General features: G+C 46.5%; 17 protein-coding genes and 1 tRNA gene. 14 read left to right on the top strand and 4 right to left on the bottom strand.

Features of this window, described 5'->3' with window-relative positions; all coding sequences use genetic code 11:
• The first annotated feature begins 28 nt into the window (after window positions 1-28).
• From ffh to Q0144_RS04005, 9 genes are all read left to right on the top strand, one after another.
• Window positions 29-1,369 (top strand): signal recognition particle protein, encoded by a 1,341-nt coding sequence (ffh, locus tag Q0144_RS04045; RefSeq protein WP_295153284.1) that lies wholly within the window; start codon window positions 29-31, stop codon window positions 1,367-1,369.
• 78 nt (window positions 1,370-1,447) lie between these two features.
• Window positions 1,448-1,678 (top strand): 30S ribosomal protein S16, encoded by a 231-nt coding sequence (gene rpsP, locus Q0144_RS04040; RefSeq protein ID WP_005873159.1) that lies wholly within the window; start codon window positions 1,448-1,450, stop codon window positions 1,676-1,678.
• Window position 1,679: 1 nt separating this feature from the next.
• Complete coding sequence (locus Q0144_RS04035) at window positions 1,680-1,922, top strand: KH domain-containing protein (protein WP_005873158.1); 243 nt, start codon at window positions 1,680-1,682, stop codon at window positions 1,920-1,922.
• Entirely contained in the window at window positions 1,915-2,445 is a 531-nt protein-coding gene (gene rimM / locus Q0144_RS04030) for a ribosome maturation factor RimM (RefSeq protein WP_298061936.1), read from the top strand. Before Q0144_RS04035 ends, rimM begins: the two co-directional genes overlap by 8 nt.
• A complete protein-coding gene (trmD, locus tag Q0144_RS04025) occupies window positions 2,442-3,143 on the top strand; it encodes a tRNA (guanosine(37)-N1)-methyltransferase TrmD (protein ID WP_298061935.1) in 702 nt (233 codons plus the stop codon). Before rimM ends, trmD begins: the two co-directional genes overlap by 4 nt.
• Window positions 3,140-3,496 (top strand): 50S ribosomal protein L19, encoded by a 357-nt coding sequence (gene rplS / locus Q0144_RS04020; protein WP_297881697.1) that lies wholly within the window; start codon window positions 3,140-3,142, stop codon window positions 3,494-3,496. Before trmD ends, rplS begins: the two co-directional genes overlap by 4 nt.
• Window positions 3,497-3,790: 294 nt before the next feature.
• Complete coding sequence (locus Q0144_RS04015; protein ID WP_298061934.1) at window positions 3,791-6,745, top strand: acyl-CoA dehydratase activase; 2,955 nt, start codon at window positions 3,791-3,793, stop codon at window positions 6,743-6,745.
• Window positions 6,745-7,962 carry a 2-hydroxyacyl-CoA dehydratase gene (locus Q0144_RS04010; protein ID WP_295098664.1) on the top strand — a complete coding sequence of 406 codons (1,218 nt, stop codon included), beginning with the start codon at window positions 6,745-6,747 and terminating at the stop codon, window positions 7,960-7,962. Before Q0144_RS04015 ends, Q0144_RS04010 begins: the two co-directional genes overlap by 1 nt.
• A 375-nt stretch (window positions 7,963-8,337) precedes the next feature.
• The gene (locus Q0144_RS04005) at window positions 8,338-8,967 is read left to right on the top strand and encodes a hypothetical protein (RefSeq protein ID WP_298061932.1); all 630 of its coding nucleotides are present in this window, start codon (window positions 8,338-8,340) and stop codon (window positions 8,965-8,967) included.
• A 51-nt stretch (window positions 8,968-9,018) separates the two neighbouring features.
• Here the strand turns inward: Q0144_RS04005 and Q0144_RS04000 are convergent.
• The 3 genes from Q0144_RS04000 to Q0144_RS03990 form a co-directional block, all read right to left on the bottom strand.
• Window positions 9,019-9,109: transfer RNA gene (locus Q0144_RS04000), tRNA-Ser, on the bottom strand.
• Window positions 9,110-9,730: 621 nt separating this feature from the next.
• Entirely contained in the window at window positions 9,731-10,147 is a 417-nt protein-coding gene (locus Q0144_RS03995; RefSeq protein ID WP_297883182.1) for a polymer-forming cytoskeletal protein, read from the bottom strand.
• Window positions 10,099-11,019, bottom strand: coding sequence for a M23 family metallopeptidase (locus Q0144_RS03990; RefSeq protein ID WP_366111313.1), 921 nt, complete (start codon window positions 11,017-11,019; stop codon window positions 10,099-10,101). The genes Q0144_RS03995 and Q0144_RS03990 overlap by 49 nt, the downstream gene beginning before the upstream one ends.
• Window positions 11,020-11,184: 165 nt before the next feature.
• Between Q0144_RS03990 and Q0144_RS03985 the strand changes: the two genes are divergently transcribed.
• The gene (locus tag Q0144_RS03985; protein WP_297902213.1) at window positions 11,185-11,628 is read left to right on the top strand and encodes a Dps family protein; all 444 of its coding nucleotides are present in this window, start codon (window positions 11,185-11,187) and stop codon (window positions 11,626-11,628) included.
• Between the two features lie 546 nt (window positions 11,629-12,174).
• On the opposite strand, the gene Q0144_RS03980 is transcribed toward Q0144_RS03985, so the two are convergent.
• A complete protein-coding gene (locus Q0144_RS03980) occupies window positions 12,175-12,531 on the bottom strand; it encodes a histidine triad nucleotide-binding protein (RefSeq protein ID WP_291939653.1) in 357 nt (118 codons plus the stop codon).
• 129 nt (window positions 12,532-12,660) lie between these two features.
• Here Q0144_RS03980 and pheS point away from each other — a divergent pair, with 129 nt between their 5' ends.
• The 4 genes from pheS to Q0144_RS03960 are packed head-to-tail and all read left to right on the top strand — an operon-like array spanning window position 12,661 to window position 18,080.
• Window positions 12,661-13,656, top strand: a complete 996-nt coding sequence (gene pheS / locus Q0144_RS03975) for a phenylalanine--tRNA ligase subunit alpha (RefSeq protein WP_298061929.1) — start codon at window positions 12,661-12,663, stop codon at window positions 13,654-13,656.
• Window positions 13,653-15,983, top strand: coding sequence for a phenylalanine--tRNA ligase subunit beta (gene pheT, locus Q0144_RS03970; RefSeq protein WP_298061927.1), 2,331 nt, complete (start codon window positions 13,653-13,655; stop codon window positions 15,981-15,983). Before pheS ends, pheT begins: the two co-directional genes overlap by 4 nt.
• Window positions 15,980-17,254 carry a 3-phosphoshikimate 1-carboxyvinyltransferase gene (gene aroA / locus Q0144_RS03965; protein ID WP_298061924.1) on the top strand — a complete coding sequence of 425 codons (1,275 nt, stop codon included), beginning with the start codon at window positions 15,980-15,982 and terminating at the stop codon, window positions 17,252-17,254. The genes pheT and aroA overlap by 4 nt, the downstream gene beginning before the upstream one ends.
• Window positions 17,244-18,080, top strand: a complete 837-nt coding sequence (locus Q0144_RS03960; RefSeq protein WP_298061922.1) for a 4-hydroxy-3-methylbut-2-enyl diphosphate reductase — start codon at window positions 17,244-17,246, stop codon at window positions 18,078-18,080. The genes aroA and Q0144_RS03960 overlap by 11 nt, the downstream gene beginning before the upstream one ends.
• Window positions 18,081-18,131: the final 51 nt, after the last annotated feature.

Genomic DNA, 18,131 nt, shown 5'->3' with positions numbered 1-18,131 from the left:
AAGTTTAAAAATTTTATAAGGGATCAAAGTGTTTGAGATCATAAGCGAGTCGTTTAAAAACGCGGTCAATAAATTAAAAACAATCGACGATGAAAAAGCTTTAAAAAACGCCTTGGAGACGCTAAAAAAAGCACTTTTAAAGGCCGACGTGCACCACAAAGTCGTAAAGGATTTTTTGGCCCTTGTCGAAGCCGATCTTCGTATCGGCACGATAGGACAGAAGCCATTTTTGCAGTCCATCAAGACAAATTTGACTAAAATTTTAACGGCGCCTAGAGGCAGCAGTCAGGGATTTGTATTCGCTAGTACGCCTCCTACGGTAGCTTTGATGACGGGACTTCAGGGAAGCGGAAAATCCACAAGCACGATAAAACTCGCAAACTATCTGAAACTTCGTAAAAAAAAGGTCTTGGTCGCAGCTTGCGACTTGCAGCGCCTAGCCGCGGTCGAGCAGCTCCGTCAGCTATGCGAGGCTAACGAGATCGAGCTATTTTTCATCGAGGGCGAGAGCGATCCGCTAAAGGTTGCGGAAAAAGCGCTAAGTAAGGCTAAAAGCGGGCTTTATGACGTACTGCTCGTAGATACGGCAGGACGTCTTGCAATTGATGAGGCACTAATGGCGCAGCTTGCGGAGATGAAAAAAGCTCTAAATCCGCATGAAATTTTTTACGTAGCGGATGCTATGAGCGGTCAAGATGGCATTAAAACGGCCGCTAAATTTGATGAAATTTTAGGCCTTACGGGCGTGATCTTAAGCAAATTTGACGCAGATACCAAAGGCGGCGTAGCTCTCGGTATCGCGCAGCAGCTTGGCATCCCGCTTCGCTTTATCGGAACCGGCGAGAAGGTGGCCGATCTGGAGGGCTTTATACCCGATAGAATTACAGGTCGCATTATGGGTGAGGGCGATTTAGCGACGTTAGCCGAGAAAACAAGCGCCGTTTTCGACGAAAGAGAAGCTAAAGCCTTGAACAAAAAGATCAAAAAGGGCGAGTTTAATTTCAACGATTTCGTAAATCAGCTCGAAAGCGTGAAAAAGCTCGGCAATATGAAAAATTTAATCGGCATGATTCCGGGACTTTCCGGAATGGCGAATAAGATAAAAGATATCGATTTGGAAAACTCCAAAGAGATACTTCATATCAAAGCGATGATTAACTCTATGACGCCGAAAGAGCGCGAAAACCCCGATCTGCTAAATAATTCGCGCAAGCGCAGACTTGCTGCTGGCGCAGGGCTTTCGCAGGTGGAGGTGAACCGCTTTTTAAAGCAGTTCGCGGGTGCTTCGAAGCTTGCGAAGAAATTTTCGGGCAAGGGCGGTATGCAGGGGCTTGCCTCGATCGCTCAAAGGCAAAATTTACCGAGATAGCCTCTCGGTAGAGTTTGCAGATGTTTAAGTTTTAGCCATCTGCAAGTTCTAAAACTTACAAAAATTTAAGGAGAAAAAATGGCAACAGTTGTTAGGCTTACAAGAATCGGAAGAAAGAAGCAGCCTTTTTACCGCATCGTGGTAACGGATAGCAGGAAAAGACGCGACGGCGGCTTTATCGAGACGATCGGCTTTTACAATCCGCTAAAAGATAGCGATAATATTAAATTCGACGCGGAGCGTTTGGCATACTGGAAGAGCGTAGGCGCGAAGTTAAGCGATAGGGTCGCTCAAATCACAAGCAAATAAAATGGTAGAAAATTTTATAAAAGAATACGCAAAGTTGATCGCCGATTATCCGCAGTCTGTCTCTACGCAAAAGCGGGTCGGTGAGAACTTTACCGAGATCATCGTCTATGCCGACAAGGCCGACACCGGCAAACTCATCGGCAAGGACGGCAAAATGATAAACGCCATAAAGACCGTCATCATCGGCTATAAAGCAAAAGATCCGATCAATTATAAAATTACCGTCAAAGCCAAAGATGCCTGATGATCTTTTAGAGGTCGCGAAGCTCGGTCGGACTATCGGCTTAAAGGGCGCGGTTAAAATTTTCGATCGCAGCGACTTCCCCTCTCAGTTTAAAAAAGGCGCCAAATTTTATCTGCGAAACGGCGAAATTTTAGAAATTCTATCCTTTAGCGGCGCAAATTCTAGCGCTATTTTTAAAAATTACGAAAGCGTAGAAACGGCGGCAAATTTAACCAACCAAATTCTTTACCGAAGCAAAGAGGATACGCGGAAATTTTGCAAATTGCAAAAGGGCGAGTTTTTTTACTTCGATATTATCGGGCTTGAAATTTATGAAGACGGCGCGATTTTGGGGCGCGTAAAGGACATATCGCAGATCGGAAGCGGCTATCTTTTTGAGGTAGAAACGGATAAAAGCTTAATCTTGCAGGCTTTGCCGAAAGAATTTTTCATCCCCTACATGGACGCCTATGTGAAAGAAATTTCGCTTAGCGAACGTAAAATTTTTACGCAAAATGCGCGCGCGATTTTGGAAAATTCATGAATTTTATCTTCATCTCTCTATTTGAAAATCTCATCGCGCCCTATTTTGAGGACTCTATTTTAAAGCGCGCGGCCGATAAGAAAATAATCTCGACGCATTTTTTTAACCCGCGAAATTTCACGACAAATCGCTATAAAAAAGTAGATGATTATATGATCGGCGGCGGTGCGGGGCTTTTGATCGGCACGGAGCCGCTTGCCGGGACTATAGAACACGTAAGAGCTAAATTTAAAAACGCCAAGTTTATCTACCTCTCGCCCGCCAGTAAAAAATTTAACCAAAACGATGCCAAGCGTCTAAGCGGCAAAGAGAGCTTATGCTTTATCTGCGGGCGCTACGAGGGGATCGATGAGCGCATAGTCGAGAGATATGTAGATGAAATTTTTTGTATCGGCGATTTCGTTCTTACCGGCGGAGAGCTCGGTGCGCTTTGCATGTGCGATGCTATAAGCCGCAACATAAAGGGCGTTTTAGGCAACGAAAGCTCGCTTGTTGAAGAAAGCTTTGAAGGCGGAATTTTAGAGGCGCCTGCATTTACAAAGCCTGATGTTTTTGAAAATTTACCTATAGTTTCAGAGTTTTTAAAGGGTAATCACGCTAAAATGCGCAGTTTAAAAAATCAAATGGCGCTATGCAAAACGAGGTTCTTCCGCCCGGATATGTACCGAAAGATCGCCAAAAATAAAGGAAATTTATGAAAAACAAGTATATCCAAGCGTTTGAGGACGCTCAGATCACAAGCAAAAGTGTGCCTGATTTCCGTGCCGGTGACACCTTAAAGGTAGCCATCAGGATCAAAGAGGGCGATAAGAGCAGAATTCAAAATTTTGAAGGCACCTGCATTGCGCGCCGCGGAAATGGCGTCGGCGAGACCTTTATCATCCGCAAGATCGGCGCAAATAGCGTCGGCGTAGAGAGAATTTTCCCGATCTACAGCGAAAGCATTGAAAGTATCGAGGTTCTAAGAAAAGGACGCGTTCGCCGTGCGAAGCTATTTTACCTACGCGACAGACGCGGTAAAGCGGCTAAAATCAAAGAGCTTCGAAAATAATCCTTTAAATTTACGCTTCCTAATTCAAAAGGAAGCTCTTTTTATAATGCGCGAGATTTTAAAAAATTTCGTGCAAAATCCACTCGTATTAGATCTAAAATTTTGCAACTTTCACATTAAAATTTTTAATTTTGAATTACCTAAAAATCGCCTTTTTCTATAGAAAAAGATAAAATATATCCTGATTTTATTTGCGTTTAAAAATATTACTATAAAATGCAAATTTTAATTTAGAAAACTCGCGCTAAATTTGAGAATTCGGCCGAGTAAAATTTATTCAGTAAAGAGCGAGATGTGATTTTTTTAGGCATTGACGTAGGATCAACCACTGTTAAAACGGTAGTTTTAAATGAAAAATATGAAATTTTAAGCAAGAGCTACGAGCGGCATCTGGCAAAGCCCAAGGAGCTGGTGCTGGATAAAATTTTGCAAATCCAAAAAACCTATGCAGGCGAGCAATTTAGCGTCGCCATAGCGGGTTCGGCGGGCATGGGTATCGCCAAAAATTGCAAAATTCCGTTCGTCCAAGAGGTTTTTGCTACTTCGCTCGGCGTCAAGCGGATGTTTCCGAAGACCGATGTCGTCATCGAGCTCGGCGGCGAGGATGCTAAAATTTTATTTCTCACGGGCGGACTTGAAGAGCGTATGAACGGCTCATGCGCGGGCGGTACAGGCGCATTTATCGACCAGATGACCAATCTTTTGCATCTGGATATCACGGAGCTCGACCGCCTAAGCTTTGCGGCTAATAAAATTTACCCGATCGCCTCACGTTGTGGCGTGTTCGCCAAAAGCGACATTCAGCCGCTACTAAATCAGGGCGTTAGAAAAGAGGATATTTGCGCTAGTATCTACGCCGCGGTCGTCGAGCAGACGATCTCGGGGCTTGCGCAGGGTCGCGAAGTTAAGGGCAATATTCTATTCTTGGGCGGCCCGTTGTTTTTCCTAAAAGGCCTTCAGGCGCGCTTTAAAGAGGTGCTAAAGCTCACCAACGAAACTGCGACCTTTCCCGACATTGCGCCTTATTTTGTGGCTTACGGCAGCGCGCTGTACGCAAAAGATACGGGCGAGACGTTAAATTTAGAGGAGACGATCGCGCTTTTAAAAAAGGAGCCTGACAGGACCGCGCTGGAAGCCGAGCCGCCACTTTTTAAAGACAGGGCGGAATTTGACGAGTTCATCGCTCGCCACGCCCGCGCGAGCGTGCCTAAGGTAGATATCCACACCTACAGCGGAGACGCGTATCTAGGCGTGGATTGCGGCAGCACCACGATCAAAGTCGTGTTGATGGGCGCAAACTACGAGCTGCTGTATAAATTTTACTCCTCCAATAAAGGCGATCCGGTCGACATCCTGCTGCCGCGACTAAAGGAATTATACGATCTTTGCGAGGGTCGCATCAAGATCAAGGGCAGCGGCGTTACCGGATATGGCGAGGATCTCATTAAAACCGCCTTTCGCTTTGATTACGGTATCGTCGAGACGATCGCGCATTACAGTGCCGCGCGCCACTTCAATCCGAAGGTCGATTTCATCATAGACATCGGCGGACAGGACATCAAGTGCTTCTCTATTAAAGATGGCAATATTGATTCTATCGTGTTAAACGAGGCGTGCAGCTCGGGCTGCGGCTCGTTTTTGCAGACCTTTTCAAATTCTTTGGGTTATGACATTAAAGATTTCGCAAACTTAGCTCTTTTTGCAACCCATCCCGCCAAGCTCGGCAGCCGCTGCACGGTATTTATGAACTCTTCGGTCAAGCAAGCTCAAAAAGACGGTGCTACGATCGAGGACATCAGCGCAGGTCTTGCTATTAGCGTCATAAAAAACGCGATTTACAAGGTCATCCGAGTGCGAAACGCCGACGATTTGGGTCAAAACATCGTAGTGCAGGGCGGTACCTTTTTAAACAACGCTGTGCTACGAGCTTTTGAAAAAGAGCTCAGCAAAAATGTGATTCGTCTTGATATCAGCGAGCTTATGGGTGCATACGGCGCGGCGCTTTTTGCCAAAAATAACGCGAACGAGCGTACCGATATGATCAGTCGTGCAGAGCTTGAAAATTTCACTCATCGCAGCGAATTTAGTGTCTGCAAGCTCTGTACGAACAAATGCCCGCTTACGATCAGCTACTTCGGCGATACTAAATTCGTCTCAGGAAATAAGTGCGAGCGCGGCGCGGGCAAGGAGATCCGTCACGACATCACGAATTTGTTTGAGTTTAAAAACGAGCTTTTGCGAAAATATCGCAAGCCGCCGAAGCAAGACGCGCCGCGGGTCGGAATTCCGTTTGTTTTGAATATGTTTGAGATGATCCCGTTTTACAGCGCGTTTTTTGAAAATTTAGGCATGAGCGTCGTGCTGTCGCAAAAGCCGCGAAAAGAGACGCTGTTTTTAGCAAGCCAAAGCATCCCGAGCGATACCGTCTGCTACCCGGCCAAAAGCGTGCACGGCCACATCTATGATCTTTTAAACAAGGATGTGGATTTTATCTTTTATCCATGCATGAGCTACAGCCTCGATGAAAATATTAGCGAGAACTGCTACAACTGCCCCGTAGTCGCATACTACCCTGAGCTGATTCGCTCAAACGTAGGGGCGCTGGAGGAAAAAAAATTCCTCTACCCGCATGTGGATCTTAACATGCAAGATTCGTTTTGCAAAACGATGCAGGCTGAGCTCGCGGATGCTGGGTATAAATTTCATTCTGACGCCGTGAAAAACGCCGTCTTGCAGGGCCTTAAGGAGCTGCAAAACTATAAAAATACCGTTTTAATAAAAGGCGAGGAGACCCTAAAAGAGATACAAAGCAGCGGTGCCAGCGCCATTGTGCTAGCGGGTCGTCCGTATCATATCGACAAGACGATCAACCACGGCATCGATCGCTATCTAAATTCCTTGGGCTTTATAGTGCTTAGCGAGGACGCGCTGCCGCTTAGCAGGGTGCAGACGAAAAGCCTTAATCAATGGACCTACCACGCCAGGCTTTATAGCGCGGCGCGGTTCGTCTGTAAATACCCGCGCATGCAGCTGGTGCAGTTAGTGAGCTTCGGCTGTGGGATAGATGCGATCACGGGCGACGAGGTGCGCGACATACTGCGTCAAAACGGTAAAATTTACACTCAACTTAAAATCGACGAGGTTACGAACCTAGGTGCGGTCAAGATCCGCCTGCGTAGCCTAAAAGCGACTATGATAGAGCGCGAAAGGCAAGGCGCGCAACAAGAAGCAAGAAAGGATGCGCGCTAATGTTTGCTAAATTTACGAAAGATATGAAAGCCACCCACACGATATTGATCCCCACGATGATCGATCCGCATTTTCGCTTTATGCAAGGCGTGCTGCGCGACGAGGGCTATAAGAGCGTCTTGCTCGGCGAAAATCGTCAAAATATCGTCGAGGAAGGGCTTCGCAGCGTCCACAACGATATGTGCTACCCCGCGCTGCTCGTCATCGGGCAGTTCATCGACGCGCTCAAAAGTGGCGAGTTTGATACGCACAAAGTAGCGCTTCTCATCAGCCAAACGGGCGGCGGCTGCAGAGCGAGCAACTACATAAATTTGCTTCGCAAAGCGCTTGAGGACAGCGGCTTTAGCTACGTCCCCGCGATCTCGTTAAATTTTGGCTCGCTAGATGAGAATGAATTTAGCCTCGGCAAAAAATCGCTTCTAAAGCTCTTTGCCGCGATATTTTACGGCGATTTGATGATGGGACTATATAATCAGTGCAAGCCCTACGAAAAGATCAAAAATCAAACGAATGAAATTTACGAACTCTGCGCCGAGCGGATCAAAAATTTGACCGATCAAAGATCGTTTTTCAATCTCAAGAAAAATTTCAAATTTATCCTCTCACAGTTCGCTAAAATCGAGCGTGACGATAAGCCGCGAGTAAAAGTGGGCATCGTGGGCGAAATTTATCTCAAATACTCGCCCATCGGCAACAACGGCTTAAACGCCTACCTCATCCGCGAAAACGCCGAGCCCGTCAATACGGGGCTGATGGACTTCGTGCTTACCTGCATCTACGACGCCGTTTACGACAAGCAGCTCTACGGCAAGGGCGGCGCGGCGTATTACGGCTCGCTTGCGGTCGCTAAGGTAGTGGAATTTTTCCAGCGCATGATGATTAAGCAGATGAAGCGTTTCGGCTTTCGCGCGCCGAGCCCATTTAGCGAGGTTCGCGCCGCCGCCGACGGCTACATCGGTCACGGCGTGAAGATGGGCGAGGGCTGGCTGCTGACGGCGGAGATGGTCGAGTTTATGCGTCACGGCATACAAAACGTCGTGTGCGCGCAGCCCTTTGGCTGCCTGCCAAACCACATCATCGCGCGCGGAATGATCCGAAAGATCAAGCAGAACTACCCGCAAGCAAACATCGCCGCTATCGACTACGACCCGGGCGCAAGCGCGGTAAATCAAGAAAACCGCATAAAGCTGATGCTTGCTAACGCAAATCGAAAGTAGCGCGCCGCATATCAAAAAGAGCTTTGGAATTTTAAAATTCCAAAGCCTGCCGTAAAATTTTAAAATTTAAAAGCAAGCTCGCGATGACGGTTAAATTTTGACGTGCAAATGACTCGTCTCTTTCCGCGAAATTCCCTCGAGATTTTAAAATTTTAAAATCTTGGCAGTTCCATTGCGCTTCTTTTGCCTCTTCCGTGCATTTCGGCTTCAGTTCTTGTGAAATCTCATCGGAATTTCATAAAAGTCCGCGTGAAATTCTATGCGTCGCCACCATAGAATTCCATCACACAATTCCATTTTGCCATGTCATAAAATTCCACTCTCGTTAAGGCAAAATTTAATACAATCCGTCTTTAAATTTTACAAAGGAAGTTTATGAAATTTTGGATTTGCGGCGCGGTTTTGGCGCTATGCTGCGCGGTTTTTAGCGGATGTGCGAGTAAGAATTTGCCGGGCTATATGCAAGGGCGCGAGCATATCGTCGCGATGAGCGCGGCGTCTGGCGGTCAGCTGCGTATGAGCGGCGAGATTTATGATTACGTATTTGATGCAAATCTTAGTGCCGTGCGCGCCAAGGTTGCGAGTCTGGCGTCGCTAAATAAAGACGCGATAAGGCGCAACGTAAGCATGCTCACGATCGACAGATACAATGAAGGCAGTGATGCCGCATATATCCAGCACGAAATCGAGCTCGTAAAATACGATCTACCGCTATCCGTGCAGGCTAAGCTGATGGACGACCCAGAGCAGCTGGAGCCCGCGTATAGTTCTACGTTTCGTTACTCTTATCTGATCGAAGGCAAATATTTTAAGCGCCTAAAAGATCACGACGAGCTACGCAGATCGCACCGCCTAGGCGTGCCGATCGAGTATCCCGCGCGTATAGCGGTCGATAGCGGGATCAAAAGCGAGCGCGATGCAAAAATGGATACCGATATACAAGGACTCATCGTAATGCCGCTAATGATGCCGGTGCTGCTTTTAGGCAGTATCCTAGGCGGCTAGAATCGACTGAACCACGGAAGTGAAATTTTATTGATTTAGATTCTAAAGTAGTGGCGGACAGAGAGGGATTTGAACCCTCGAGCCCCGGTTAGAAGCTGCACCCTTAGCAGGGGTGTGGTTTCGGCCACTCACCCATCTGTCCACAAAAAGAAATCGCATTATACATAACTAATCTAATAATGGGCTTAAATTAGCTCAGCTCGCAGAATTTATCACCGCGCGGAATTTTGAGCCGGCGGCACAAAGAGCTATAACGAGTCAAAACACTCGGCGTAGATAATTTATACTTGCTTACATAGCTTCTGCGAAATTTTAAAACTTTTTAAAGTATGTGCGAGCAGAAATTTTGCGTCCATGCGTTATTTTGCGGCGAAATTTTAAAATTTTAAATTCAGTCGGGCGCGAATTTTAAAATCTGGCTTACAAGCAAAATTTAAAAACCCCGTGTAAGCGCAAAATTTTGGAATTTAGAGTTTTACGATTTACGTAACTATGAGATTTTAAGCATAGTTAAGCTTTAAAATTTTGAAAATTTTAAAATATAAAAATTTCAATAATTTTGGTTGCGAGGATCTTAAAATTTGGAATTTTTTAAAATTCTAAATTTTAAGATTGAAGACACTCTAAGATTACGCAAATATAAAAGCCTTAAAAATTCTAAGAATTCCAAAGGCTAGAAATTCTAAAATTTCAATATCAATCAGATTCTAAAACCCCGTTAGCTAAAGCGTTTTAAATTCCAAGAATTCCAAATGTGCGCGATTTATTCACCTAGCGCTTTGTCGATGAGCTTGACGTCTTCGCTTGCGCTGCCGTCGATAACTAGGGCTTGATCGCTACCGCTTACCGCGCTTTTTCCATTAAATTTTGCGCCGACTTCGATGCCGAAGCTTTGTGATAGCACGTCGCCTACGAGCACACCGCCGCCTAGCAGCTCGACGAGCTCAGCTTCGATATTGCCGAAAAATTTGCCGCTGATTACGATATGTTTGGCCCTGATCGAGCCGCGCGCGGTACCGTTTTTACCGATGACGACAGTATTATCGGATATCACGTCGCCTTCGACATTGCCATCGATATGCAAAATGCACGACAGGTGCAGCTCTCCTTTGATGAGCGTGCCTGACGAGATTATTGTTGTTTGAGCGGTGTTTGCATCGCCTTTATTAAAGATTGCCATGGGACATCTTCCTCCTTAGTAAAAATTTCTTTGTAATTTTTTTCGTTCCAGTTGATAAAATTTAGCGGATCTAACGGCAGCTGCAAAAATCTAATCTCGTAGTGCAGATGAGGTCCGGTGCTAAGTCCGGTGTTGCCGCTAAAAGCGATGAGATCACCTTTGTTTACAAACTCGCCTACTTTGCGAGTTAAATTTGAATCCAAATGCGCATATCGTGTCGTAAAGCCGTAGTTATGGCGGATCTCGACTAGATTACCATAGCCAGTAGCGCCCGCGCCGCTGTATTGGATGATACCGTCTGCAGGCGCATAGATAGGCGTTTTAGGCGGCGTACGTAGATCAACGCCTGGGTGAAACTGCTTGCGCTTTAAGATGGGATGGTCGCGCCAGCCGAATTTCTCGCTGAGCTGATGAGTGCGCATGACCCTGCCATTTGGAATCTGCATAAAAATTTCTTTTATCAGCGCGTCGGAGAATTTTTCGTTGATGATCTTTTGCGCGCGCTCTTTGATCTCTTGTTCGGAAGTAGGTTTGATGTGAGATAGGCGGTCGATCGCGCGCTCATCCTCCTCAGGATCGAGCCCAAACTGATGCTCCAAATCCGAAATTTTACCCTCGATGGCTTCAAATTCCATCTGACTTGCCGCGATACCGTCGCGAAGTTTTTGATTTAGCTCGTTAAGCTCGGTTTTGGTTCGCGAAAGGCTGTCGATTTTAGAGCCCAGATACCTGATATATAGCGCACCCGTGACGAAAACGGTAAAAACAAATAGTACCAAATATAACGCGATCTTTTTGATGATTTGCGAAAGCAAAAAATTCCTAGAGCCGTTAAGGTCGGTTATAGTTATCATAAATTTGTTTTTCATAATGCGGCATTATAATGCAGCATAGCTGAAATTTCAAAAAAATTGTAGATAAATTTAAAAGCCATATAATTTTAAAATTTCACTAAAAGATAAAATTTATTACTTAGTATAATTATAATTTAAGAAAATCTTGCTATAATTACAGCAATTTTAAATAAAGGAGACACAATGTCAAAAACAGTAAAACAACTAAACAAACTTCAGGCGGACGCTCATGCGTTCTTTGTTGCATTCCACGATTATCACTGGAATGTTAAGGGCTTACAATTCGCGCAGGTTCACGCTTATACCGAGAAAGCATACGACGAGATGGGCGAGCTTTTCGACGATATGGCTGAGCGCGCGCTTCAAATAGGTGGCAAGGCCGTAACTAAGGCTAAGGATCTAATTGAGCTTTCAAAAGACGCTCCGATTAGCGTAAAAGACAGCTATAGCGTATCTGAGGTACTTGAGGATGTTAAAAAAGCCTATGAATATTTAGTAAAAGAATTTAAAAAGCTTCAAGAGATTGCCGAAGAAGAGGGCGACGATACGACTTCAAATATTGCGCAGGATCACTACGGCGATTATGAAAAACGCCTATGGATGCTAAGCTCAATGCTAAGCAAATAATCCTTGCAAATCCTTTCAAAATTTTTAGGGGCGCATGCCCCTAAAATCTATTAAAGTTAATATTGAAATTTCAAGAAATTTTAAAATTCTAAGATTATAATTTCACGCTAAAATTTTAAATTCTGCTTGAAAACTAAAGCCGAATCGCTCATTCAAAGCAAAATTCATGTAGGTTTTAAATTCCATATCGTTGAAATCTAACTCATTCGCCATTAAAATCATAACTCTTTTTATAAAGCTCGGTTTCATTTAAAATTTTGCCGCGTCGTTAAAATTTCTTGTTGATTTCAAATTTGAAATTCTAAGAGCTAAGGCTTTGCAGCTCAAGAATGGTATTTGCTAAGAGAGATCGTCTGTGATAAATTTTGTATTTCTTTTTAGCGTCTGATGATAAATTTTAGCTTGTAGTTTTACTATTTTGATTATTTTTAAAACTTCGGTGTTTATAAATGAAGCGGAATTTTAAAAATTTCAAAGAATTTCGCAAATTCCGTAAAATTTTACAATTTCACGGAATTTTGATTTTAATAGAATTTGGTTCGAGCCTTAAAAATTCTCTTCGGTATTTCGGTCGCTTACGCGGTCCCACGGCAGCTTCATTCCACCCAGGATATGGAAGTGCAGATGCATCACCTCCTGGCCCCCGTTTTCGCCGCAGTTGCAAACGAGACGGTATCCGCTCTTATCAAGCCCCATTTTTCGGGTTACTTCTTGGATGAAAGCGCTCATCTTCGCCATCACCTCGGGAGGCGTTACTTGGAAGTTTTCGTAGCATTTTTTAGGGATAGCCAGGATGTGGATAGGCGCTTTTGGGTTGATGTCGTGGAATGCCAAAAATTCATCGTTTTCCAGCACTTTGTTGCACGGGATTTCGCCGTTTACGATCTTTTCGAAGACGTTCATTTTAGATCCTTTTATGAGGTTGAAATTTAGCTGCGATTATAGCCAAAAAATCCAAACACGCAAATTTACCTAGCTTTTATCAAATTTTAACTACAATCGCGCCATTAAATTTAACCACAAGGATAGAATTTGCAAGAGATTAAAGCAAAAATCGACGCCGCATCGAGCCTAAGCGAGCTGGAGGCCGTGCGCTTGGAGCTTTTTGGCAAAAAAGGCATCATAACGCAGCTTTTTTCCGAGCTCAAATCCGCAGCGCCCGAGCAGAAAAAAGAGCTTGCCGTAAGCGCGAATGAAAAGCGCGATTATTTCAGCGAGCTCATCGCCGCAAAAAGGGCGAGCTTGGAAGAGGCGGAGCAAAAAGAGGCTATGAAAAATGAAGCGAGCGACGTCACGCTTTTTAACGAAAACGTAAACTGCGGCGCGCTGCACCCCGTGATGGAGACGATGGATAAGATCATTGACTACTTCATCGCGCAAAATTTCAGCGTCGAAAGCGGCCCGCTCATCGAGGACGACTTCCATAATTTCGAGGCGCTAAATTTACCCAAATACCACCCGGCGCGCGATATGCAAGATACGTTTTATCTAAATGATGGGCGGCTGCTACGCACCCATACCAGCGGCGTTCAGATCCGCACGATGGAGAAATTTAAAGCTCCGCCGGTGCGTATGATCGCCCCGGGTGCGGTATTTCGCCGCGATATGGATCTAACCCACACGCCGATGTTTCATCAAGTGGAAGGACTCGTAGTCGAGCAGGGAGACCGCGTGAGCTTTGCAAATTTAAAATACGTTTTAGAGGAATTTTTGCGCTATATGTTCGGTAGCGTGCAGGTGCGCTTCCGCCCGAGCTTCTTTCCGTTTACGGAGCCAAGCACCGAGGTCGATATCAGCTGTATTTTCTGCCACGGCGAGGGATGCCGCGTCTGTAAGCAGACGGGCTGGCTCGAGGTGCTAGGCAGCGGCGTGGTCGATCCCAACGTCTTTAAAGCGGTGGGCTGGAAAAACGTCAGCGGATACGCATTCGGGCTCGGCGTGGAGAGATTTGCGATGCTGCTGCACGGTATCCCCGATCTGCGCTCGCTATTTGAAGGCGATATTAGATTATTGGAGCAGTTTAAATGATAATAACGAGAAATTGGTTGCAGGAGTGGATCGACATAAGCGAAATTTCAAGCGAAAGGCTGCTTTCTACGCTAAATTCCATCGGTCTGGAGGTTGACGCTCACAATAAAATTTCGCTTCCTAAAGGCGTCGTAGTAGGACTCGTAAAAAGCAAGCGTCGTCACGAGAATTCTGATCATCTCAATGTCTGCGAGGTTGATGTCGGTAAGCAGAGCTTGCAGATCGTCTGCGGCGCGAAAAATGTTGAGGCAGGGCAATATGTCGCGGTTAGCCTCATCGGCGCCGTGCTGCCTAGCGGTCTTGAGATAAAGCCTGCCAAACTTCGCGGCGTGGAGAGCTTTGGCATGATCTGTTCGGCAACCGAGCTCGGGCTTGCCAAGACGAATGACGGCATTATGGTGCTTGATAGCAGTATCGGCGAGCTCGTGCTGGGCAAGGAGCTGCGCGAGTATGAAATTTTTAACGACGATCTTATCGAGATCGAGCTTACCGCCAATCGCGGCGACTGCCTTAGCATCTTAGGCATAGCGCGCGATCTAAGCGCAGCGCTTGATCTGCCGCTAAAGGAAAAGCACGAGTTTGAAGATGCCGACGGAGCGCCTGGTATCGGTAGAATTTTAAGCGTACGTGCAAGCGATGAGGTAAGCGCTAAATTTGCTTTTCGAGCTTACGAGATCAAAGGCGAGCTGAAGTTAAATTTAAAGCAGACCTTGCGCCTTGCAAGCGTTGGTATTTTGCAAAGCTGCGCGGTGCAAAATTTCATCAACTACGCTACTCACTCTACCGGAGTATTGCTGCGCGCTTATGATTTTGAAAAGATCGCTTCCGCAGATGGCAAGGTAGCGCTTGACATAAAGCCTATGCCAAACGGTGAGTTCGGCGTTTATGCGGGCAAGAGATTGCTTAGCGTAGCAGGAATTTGCCAAGACGTGGAGCTAAAGGCGTGTTGCAGTAGCAAAGTGGTACTATTAGAGGCAAACTACACCGCGCCACTAATTATCGCCAAAGCAGTAAACGAAAACAAAGGCCTAAAAGGCGACGAGCATGTGTATCGCTCAAGTAGAGGCAGCGAGCCAAAGCTTAGGCTAGGGCTCGATCTGCTATTTAGATTGCTACTTAAAAATAAAGCCGTGAGCCTATATGCGGGCACACAAAAGATTTCAAACGCTTTGGAGCCGCTTATCGTGGGCTTTAGCGAAAAAGAGATAAACTCAATGATCGGCGCGCAAATTCCGCGCGATAAGATCGTAAAAATTTTAAAAAGGCTGGGCTTTGATGTGGGCGTCGAAGCCGATCTAATCACCGCCAAGGTGCCGCCCTTCCGCCACGATATCGTAAATTCTCACGATGTGTGCGAGGAGATCGTGCGTATCGTGGGCATCGACAATATCGCCGCCGCGCCGCTAAGCTTCTACGAAAAAAACCGCCTAAACGATACCTACGTAAGCTTATGTAATGGACGCAAGCTTCGCAGCAAGGCGGCAGCAGTAGGATTTTTCGAGTGCGTACATTATGTATTTGACGATAGCAAGGCGCTGCAAAGCTTAGGCTTTAAGCCGTGCAAGGTTAAAATTTTAAATCCGATCAACGGCGAGCTGGACGCGCTAAGACCGACGCTCATTAATCATCTGTTGGAATCTGCGGAGCGAAATTTAAAGAATTCCCGCAGAAGCGTTAAGCTTTTTGAGCTAGGCGAGGTGTTTGATACGGACGGCGCGCAGAGCCTAAGGCTGGGCTTTATCGCTAGCGGATTAAAGGCGGAGCCCTCTATCGTTGCCGGCGCAAAACCTGCCGCAGTGGATTTTTTGTATTTTGCAAATTTAATCCAAAGCGTCATCGGTAAATTTAATGTCAGGCTGCCTGGCGAAAATTTGAAATTTTTAAGCGAATTCGAGCAAGCTCAGATCGAGCAGGACGGCGAGATAGTCGGCTTTATCGGGCGCGTGGATTACGCCGTAGAAGCAGGGCGCGATCTGGATAAAAGCTATCTGTGCGAGATCGATTTTTCCAAGCTTAAATTTGAAAATATCGTAGCGGACGCTTATTCGAAGTTCCCTAGCGTATCGCGCGATCTAAGTATTTTGGTGCCGAGCGGAATGCGCTTCGAGCAGATTAAGCAGTGTATAGACGCCCTTAAAATCGAGGCGCTAAAGGAATTTATCCCGAGCGATCTTTACAGCGACGAAAGCCTGGGCGATTCAAAGAGCCTGACGATCAGACTTGTATTTCAAGACCTTCAAAAAACGCTCTGCGACGAGGAAGTCGCGGGCTTTACCGATAAAATTTTAGCCGCGCTTAGCAGCGAGCTAGGACTTGGACTGCGATGAGAATTTTTGCGCAAGCAAGCCCTTTGCGAGCGGAGATTTCAAGCATTGCCGCGGATAAATCGATCTCGCATCGTGCGGCGATCTTTTCGCTGCTAGCGGAGGGGACGAGTAAAATTTCAAACTATCTAGCCGCCGAGGATACGCTAAATACGCTAAAAATAGTGGAGCTTTTGGGTGCTTGCGTGCAGCGCGATGCTAGCGAAATTTTAATCACTCCGCCGGAGGTTATCAAAGAGCCTAACGTCCCGCTTGATTGCGGCAACTCGGGCACTGCTATGCGGCTATTTATGGGCTTTTTAGCAGGACGCGAGGGCTTTTTCGTGCTGTGCGGCGATCGGTATCTAAGCGAGCGCCCAATGAGGCGCGTTGCGGATCCGCTTTGCAAGGTGGGCGCTAAAATTTACGGACGAGCAGGCGGCGAAAAGGCGCCTATCGCGGTGCTCGGGCAGAAGCTCGGATATTTTGAATACGCGAGTAAAATCGCGTCCGCACAGGTAAAGACCGCTCTTATTTTAGCGGCCTTGCGCGGCAGCGGGTGTAAGCTTAGCGAGCCCGAGCTTAGTCGCGATCATAGCGAGCGGATGCTAAAGGCAATGGGCGCGCAAATTTCGCAAAACGGCCTTGCGATCGAAGTCGCGCCGCTTAGCTCTCCGCTTAAACCGCTTGAAATTTTTATCCCAAACGACCCCAGCTCGGCGTTTTTCTTTGCCGTAGCCGCAGCGATAATCCCGGGCTCGCGCATCGTGCTAAAAAATATGCTGCTAAATAAAACCCGCATAGAGGCATATGAAATTTTAAAACGCATGGGCGCCGAGGTAAAATTTCACAAAACAAGCGAAATTTATGAGCAGATCGGCGATATAGAGGTCGCTTACGCGCCGCTTCACGCCGTAGAGGTGAGTGAAAACATCTCGTGGCTGATAGACGAAGCGCCGGCGCTTGCGATCGCCTTTGCTTGCGCGCAGGGAAGTAGCGTGCTTAGAAATGCCGCCGAGCTGCGCGTAAAGGAGTGCGACCGCATAAAGGTAACCTGCGAAGGGCTTCGCGCTTGCGGTATTAAGGCGCGCGAGCTGCAGGACGGCTGGCAGATCGAAGGCGGCGAGGCGAACGCGGCTATCATCACGCCGTGCGGCGATCACCGCATCGCGATGAGCTTTGCGATTTTGGGCTTAAGATCGGGGATGATCATCGAAGATAGCGATTGTATCGCGACGTCGTTTCCAAATTTTGCCGCGATTTTAAGACAGATCGGAGCCGGCGTTGAAGATTGAGATGGCCAAAAGCTACGGCTTTTGCTTCGGCGTCAAGCGCGCGATCAAGATCGCAGAAAGCGCCGGCGAGGCCGCTACGATCGGCGAACTCATACATAACGCCGAAGAGATCAATAGGCTAAGGCAAAATTTCGGCGTCAAAACCCTGGGGGGCGTTAGCGAGATCAAGGACGAGCAAAAGCTCATCATTCGCACGCACGGCATCCAAAAAGACGATCTACAAAGATTAAAGGCGCAAAATAAGGAGCTCATCGACGCTACCTGCCCCTTTGTGACCAAGCCGCAGCAGATCGTAGAAAAGATGAGCGCGGAGGGCTATGACATCGTGATTTTCGGCGATAAAAATCATCCCGAGGTAAAGGGTGTGAAATCCTACGCAAAATCGCGCGTATTCGTGATCATGGATACGAAGGAGCTGCAAGACGTCAAGCTTGGGCCTCGCGTCGCGCTCGTTTCGCAGACTACGAAAAAGATAGAAAGCTTTACCAAAATCGCGGATTTTTTGATGCAACGCGCAAGGGAGCTGAGAATTTTTAATACGATTTGCAATGCGACGCTGGAAAATCAAGAGGCGGTAAAAAGCCTGTCGCAAAAGGCCGACGTGATGATAATCGTAGGCGGGAAAAATTCCTCCAACACCAAACAGCTTTTTTTAATTTCACAAAATTTTTGCAAAGACAGCTATCTCATAGAAAACGAAAGCGAGCTTGAGCGCTCGTGGTTTGAAAACAAAAGCCTCTGCGGCATCTCCGCAGGAGCTAGCACGCCTGATTGGATCATCAAAAAAGTGGTAGCTCAGATCGAAAGTTTAACGCAGAATTTATAAGCCCTCTTATCAAATTTACTCTTAGAAATTTATCAAATCGAAAGCAAATTT

Origin of the sequence: uncultured Campylobacter sp., from assembly GCF_938045345.1 — a bacterium.
In the GTDB taxonomy this organism is placed as follows: Bacteria; Campylobacterota; Campylobacteria; order Campylobacterales; family Campylobacteraceae; genus Campylobacter_B.
This window is presented reverse-complemented; position numbering and strand designations above follow the sequence as displayed.

Bases quoted from the DNA above. Each gene is read 5' to 3' on its own strand.
- Q0144_RS03985 (WP_297902213.1), top strand. From the start codon at position 11,185: ATGTCAAAAACAGTAAAACAACTAAACAAACTTCAGGCGGACGCTCAT.
- rplS (WP_297881697.1), top strand. From the start codon at position 3,140: ATGAAAAACAAGTATATCCAAGCGTTTGAGGACGCTCAGATCACAAGC.
- Q0144_RS03980 (WP_291939653.1), bottom strand. From the start codon at position 12,531: ATGAACGTCTTCGAAAAGATCGTAAACGGCGAAATCCCGTGCAACAAA.
- aroA (WP_298061924.1), top strand. From the start codon at position 15,980: ATGAGAATTTTTGCGCAAGCAAGCCCTTTGCGAGCGGAGATTTCAAGC.
- rimM (WP_298061936.1), top strand. From the start codon at position 1,915: ATGCCTGATGATCTTTTAGAGGTCGCGAAGCTCGGTCGGACTATCGGC.
- rpsP (WP_005873159.1), top strand. From the start codon at position 1,448: ATGGCAACAGTTGTTAGGCTTACAAGAATCGGAAGAAAGAAGCAGCCT.
- Q0144_RS04005 (WP_298061932.1), top strand. From the start codon at position 8,338: ATGAAATTTTGGATTTGCGGCGCGGTTTTGGCGCTATGCTGCGCGGTT.
- trmD (WP_298061935.1), top strand. From the start codon at position 2,442: ATGAATTTTATCTTCATCTCTCTATTTGAAAATCTCATCGCGCCCTAT.
- Q0144_RS03995 (WP_297883182.1), bottom strand. From the start codon at position 10,147: ATGGCAATCTTTAATAAAGGCGATGCAAACACCGCTCAAACAACAATA.
- Q0144_RS04035 (WP_005873158.1), top strand. From the start codon at position 1,680: ATGGTAGAAAATTTTATAAAAGAATACGCAAAGTTGATCGCCGATTAT.
- Q0144_RS04010 (WP_295098664.1), top strand. From the start codon at position 6,745: ATGTTTGCTAAATTTACGAAAGATATGAAAGCCACCCACACGATATTG.
- pheT (WP_298061927.1), top strand. From the start codon at position 13,653: ATGATAATAACGAGAAATTGGTTGCAGGAGTGGATCGACATAAGCGAA.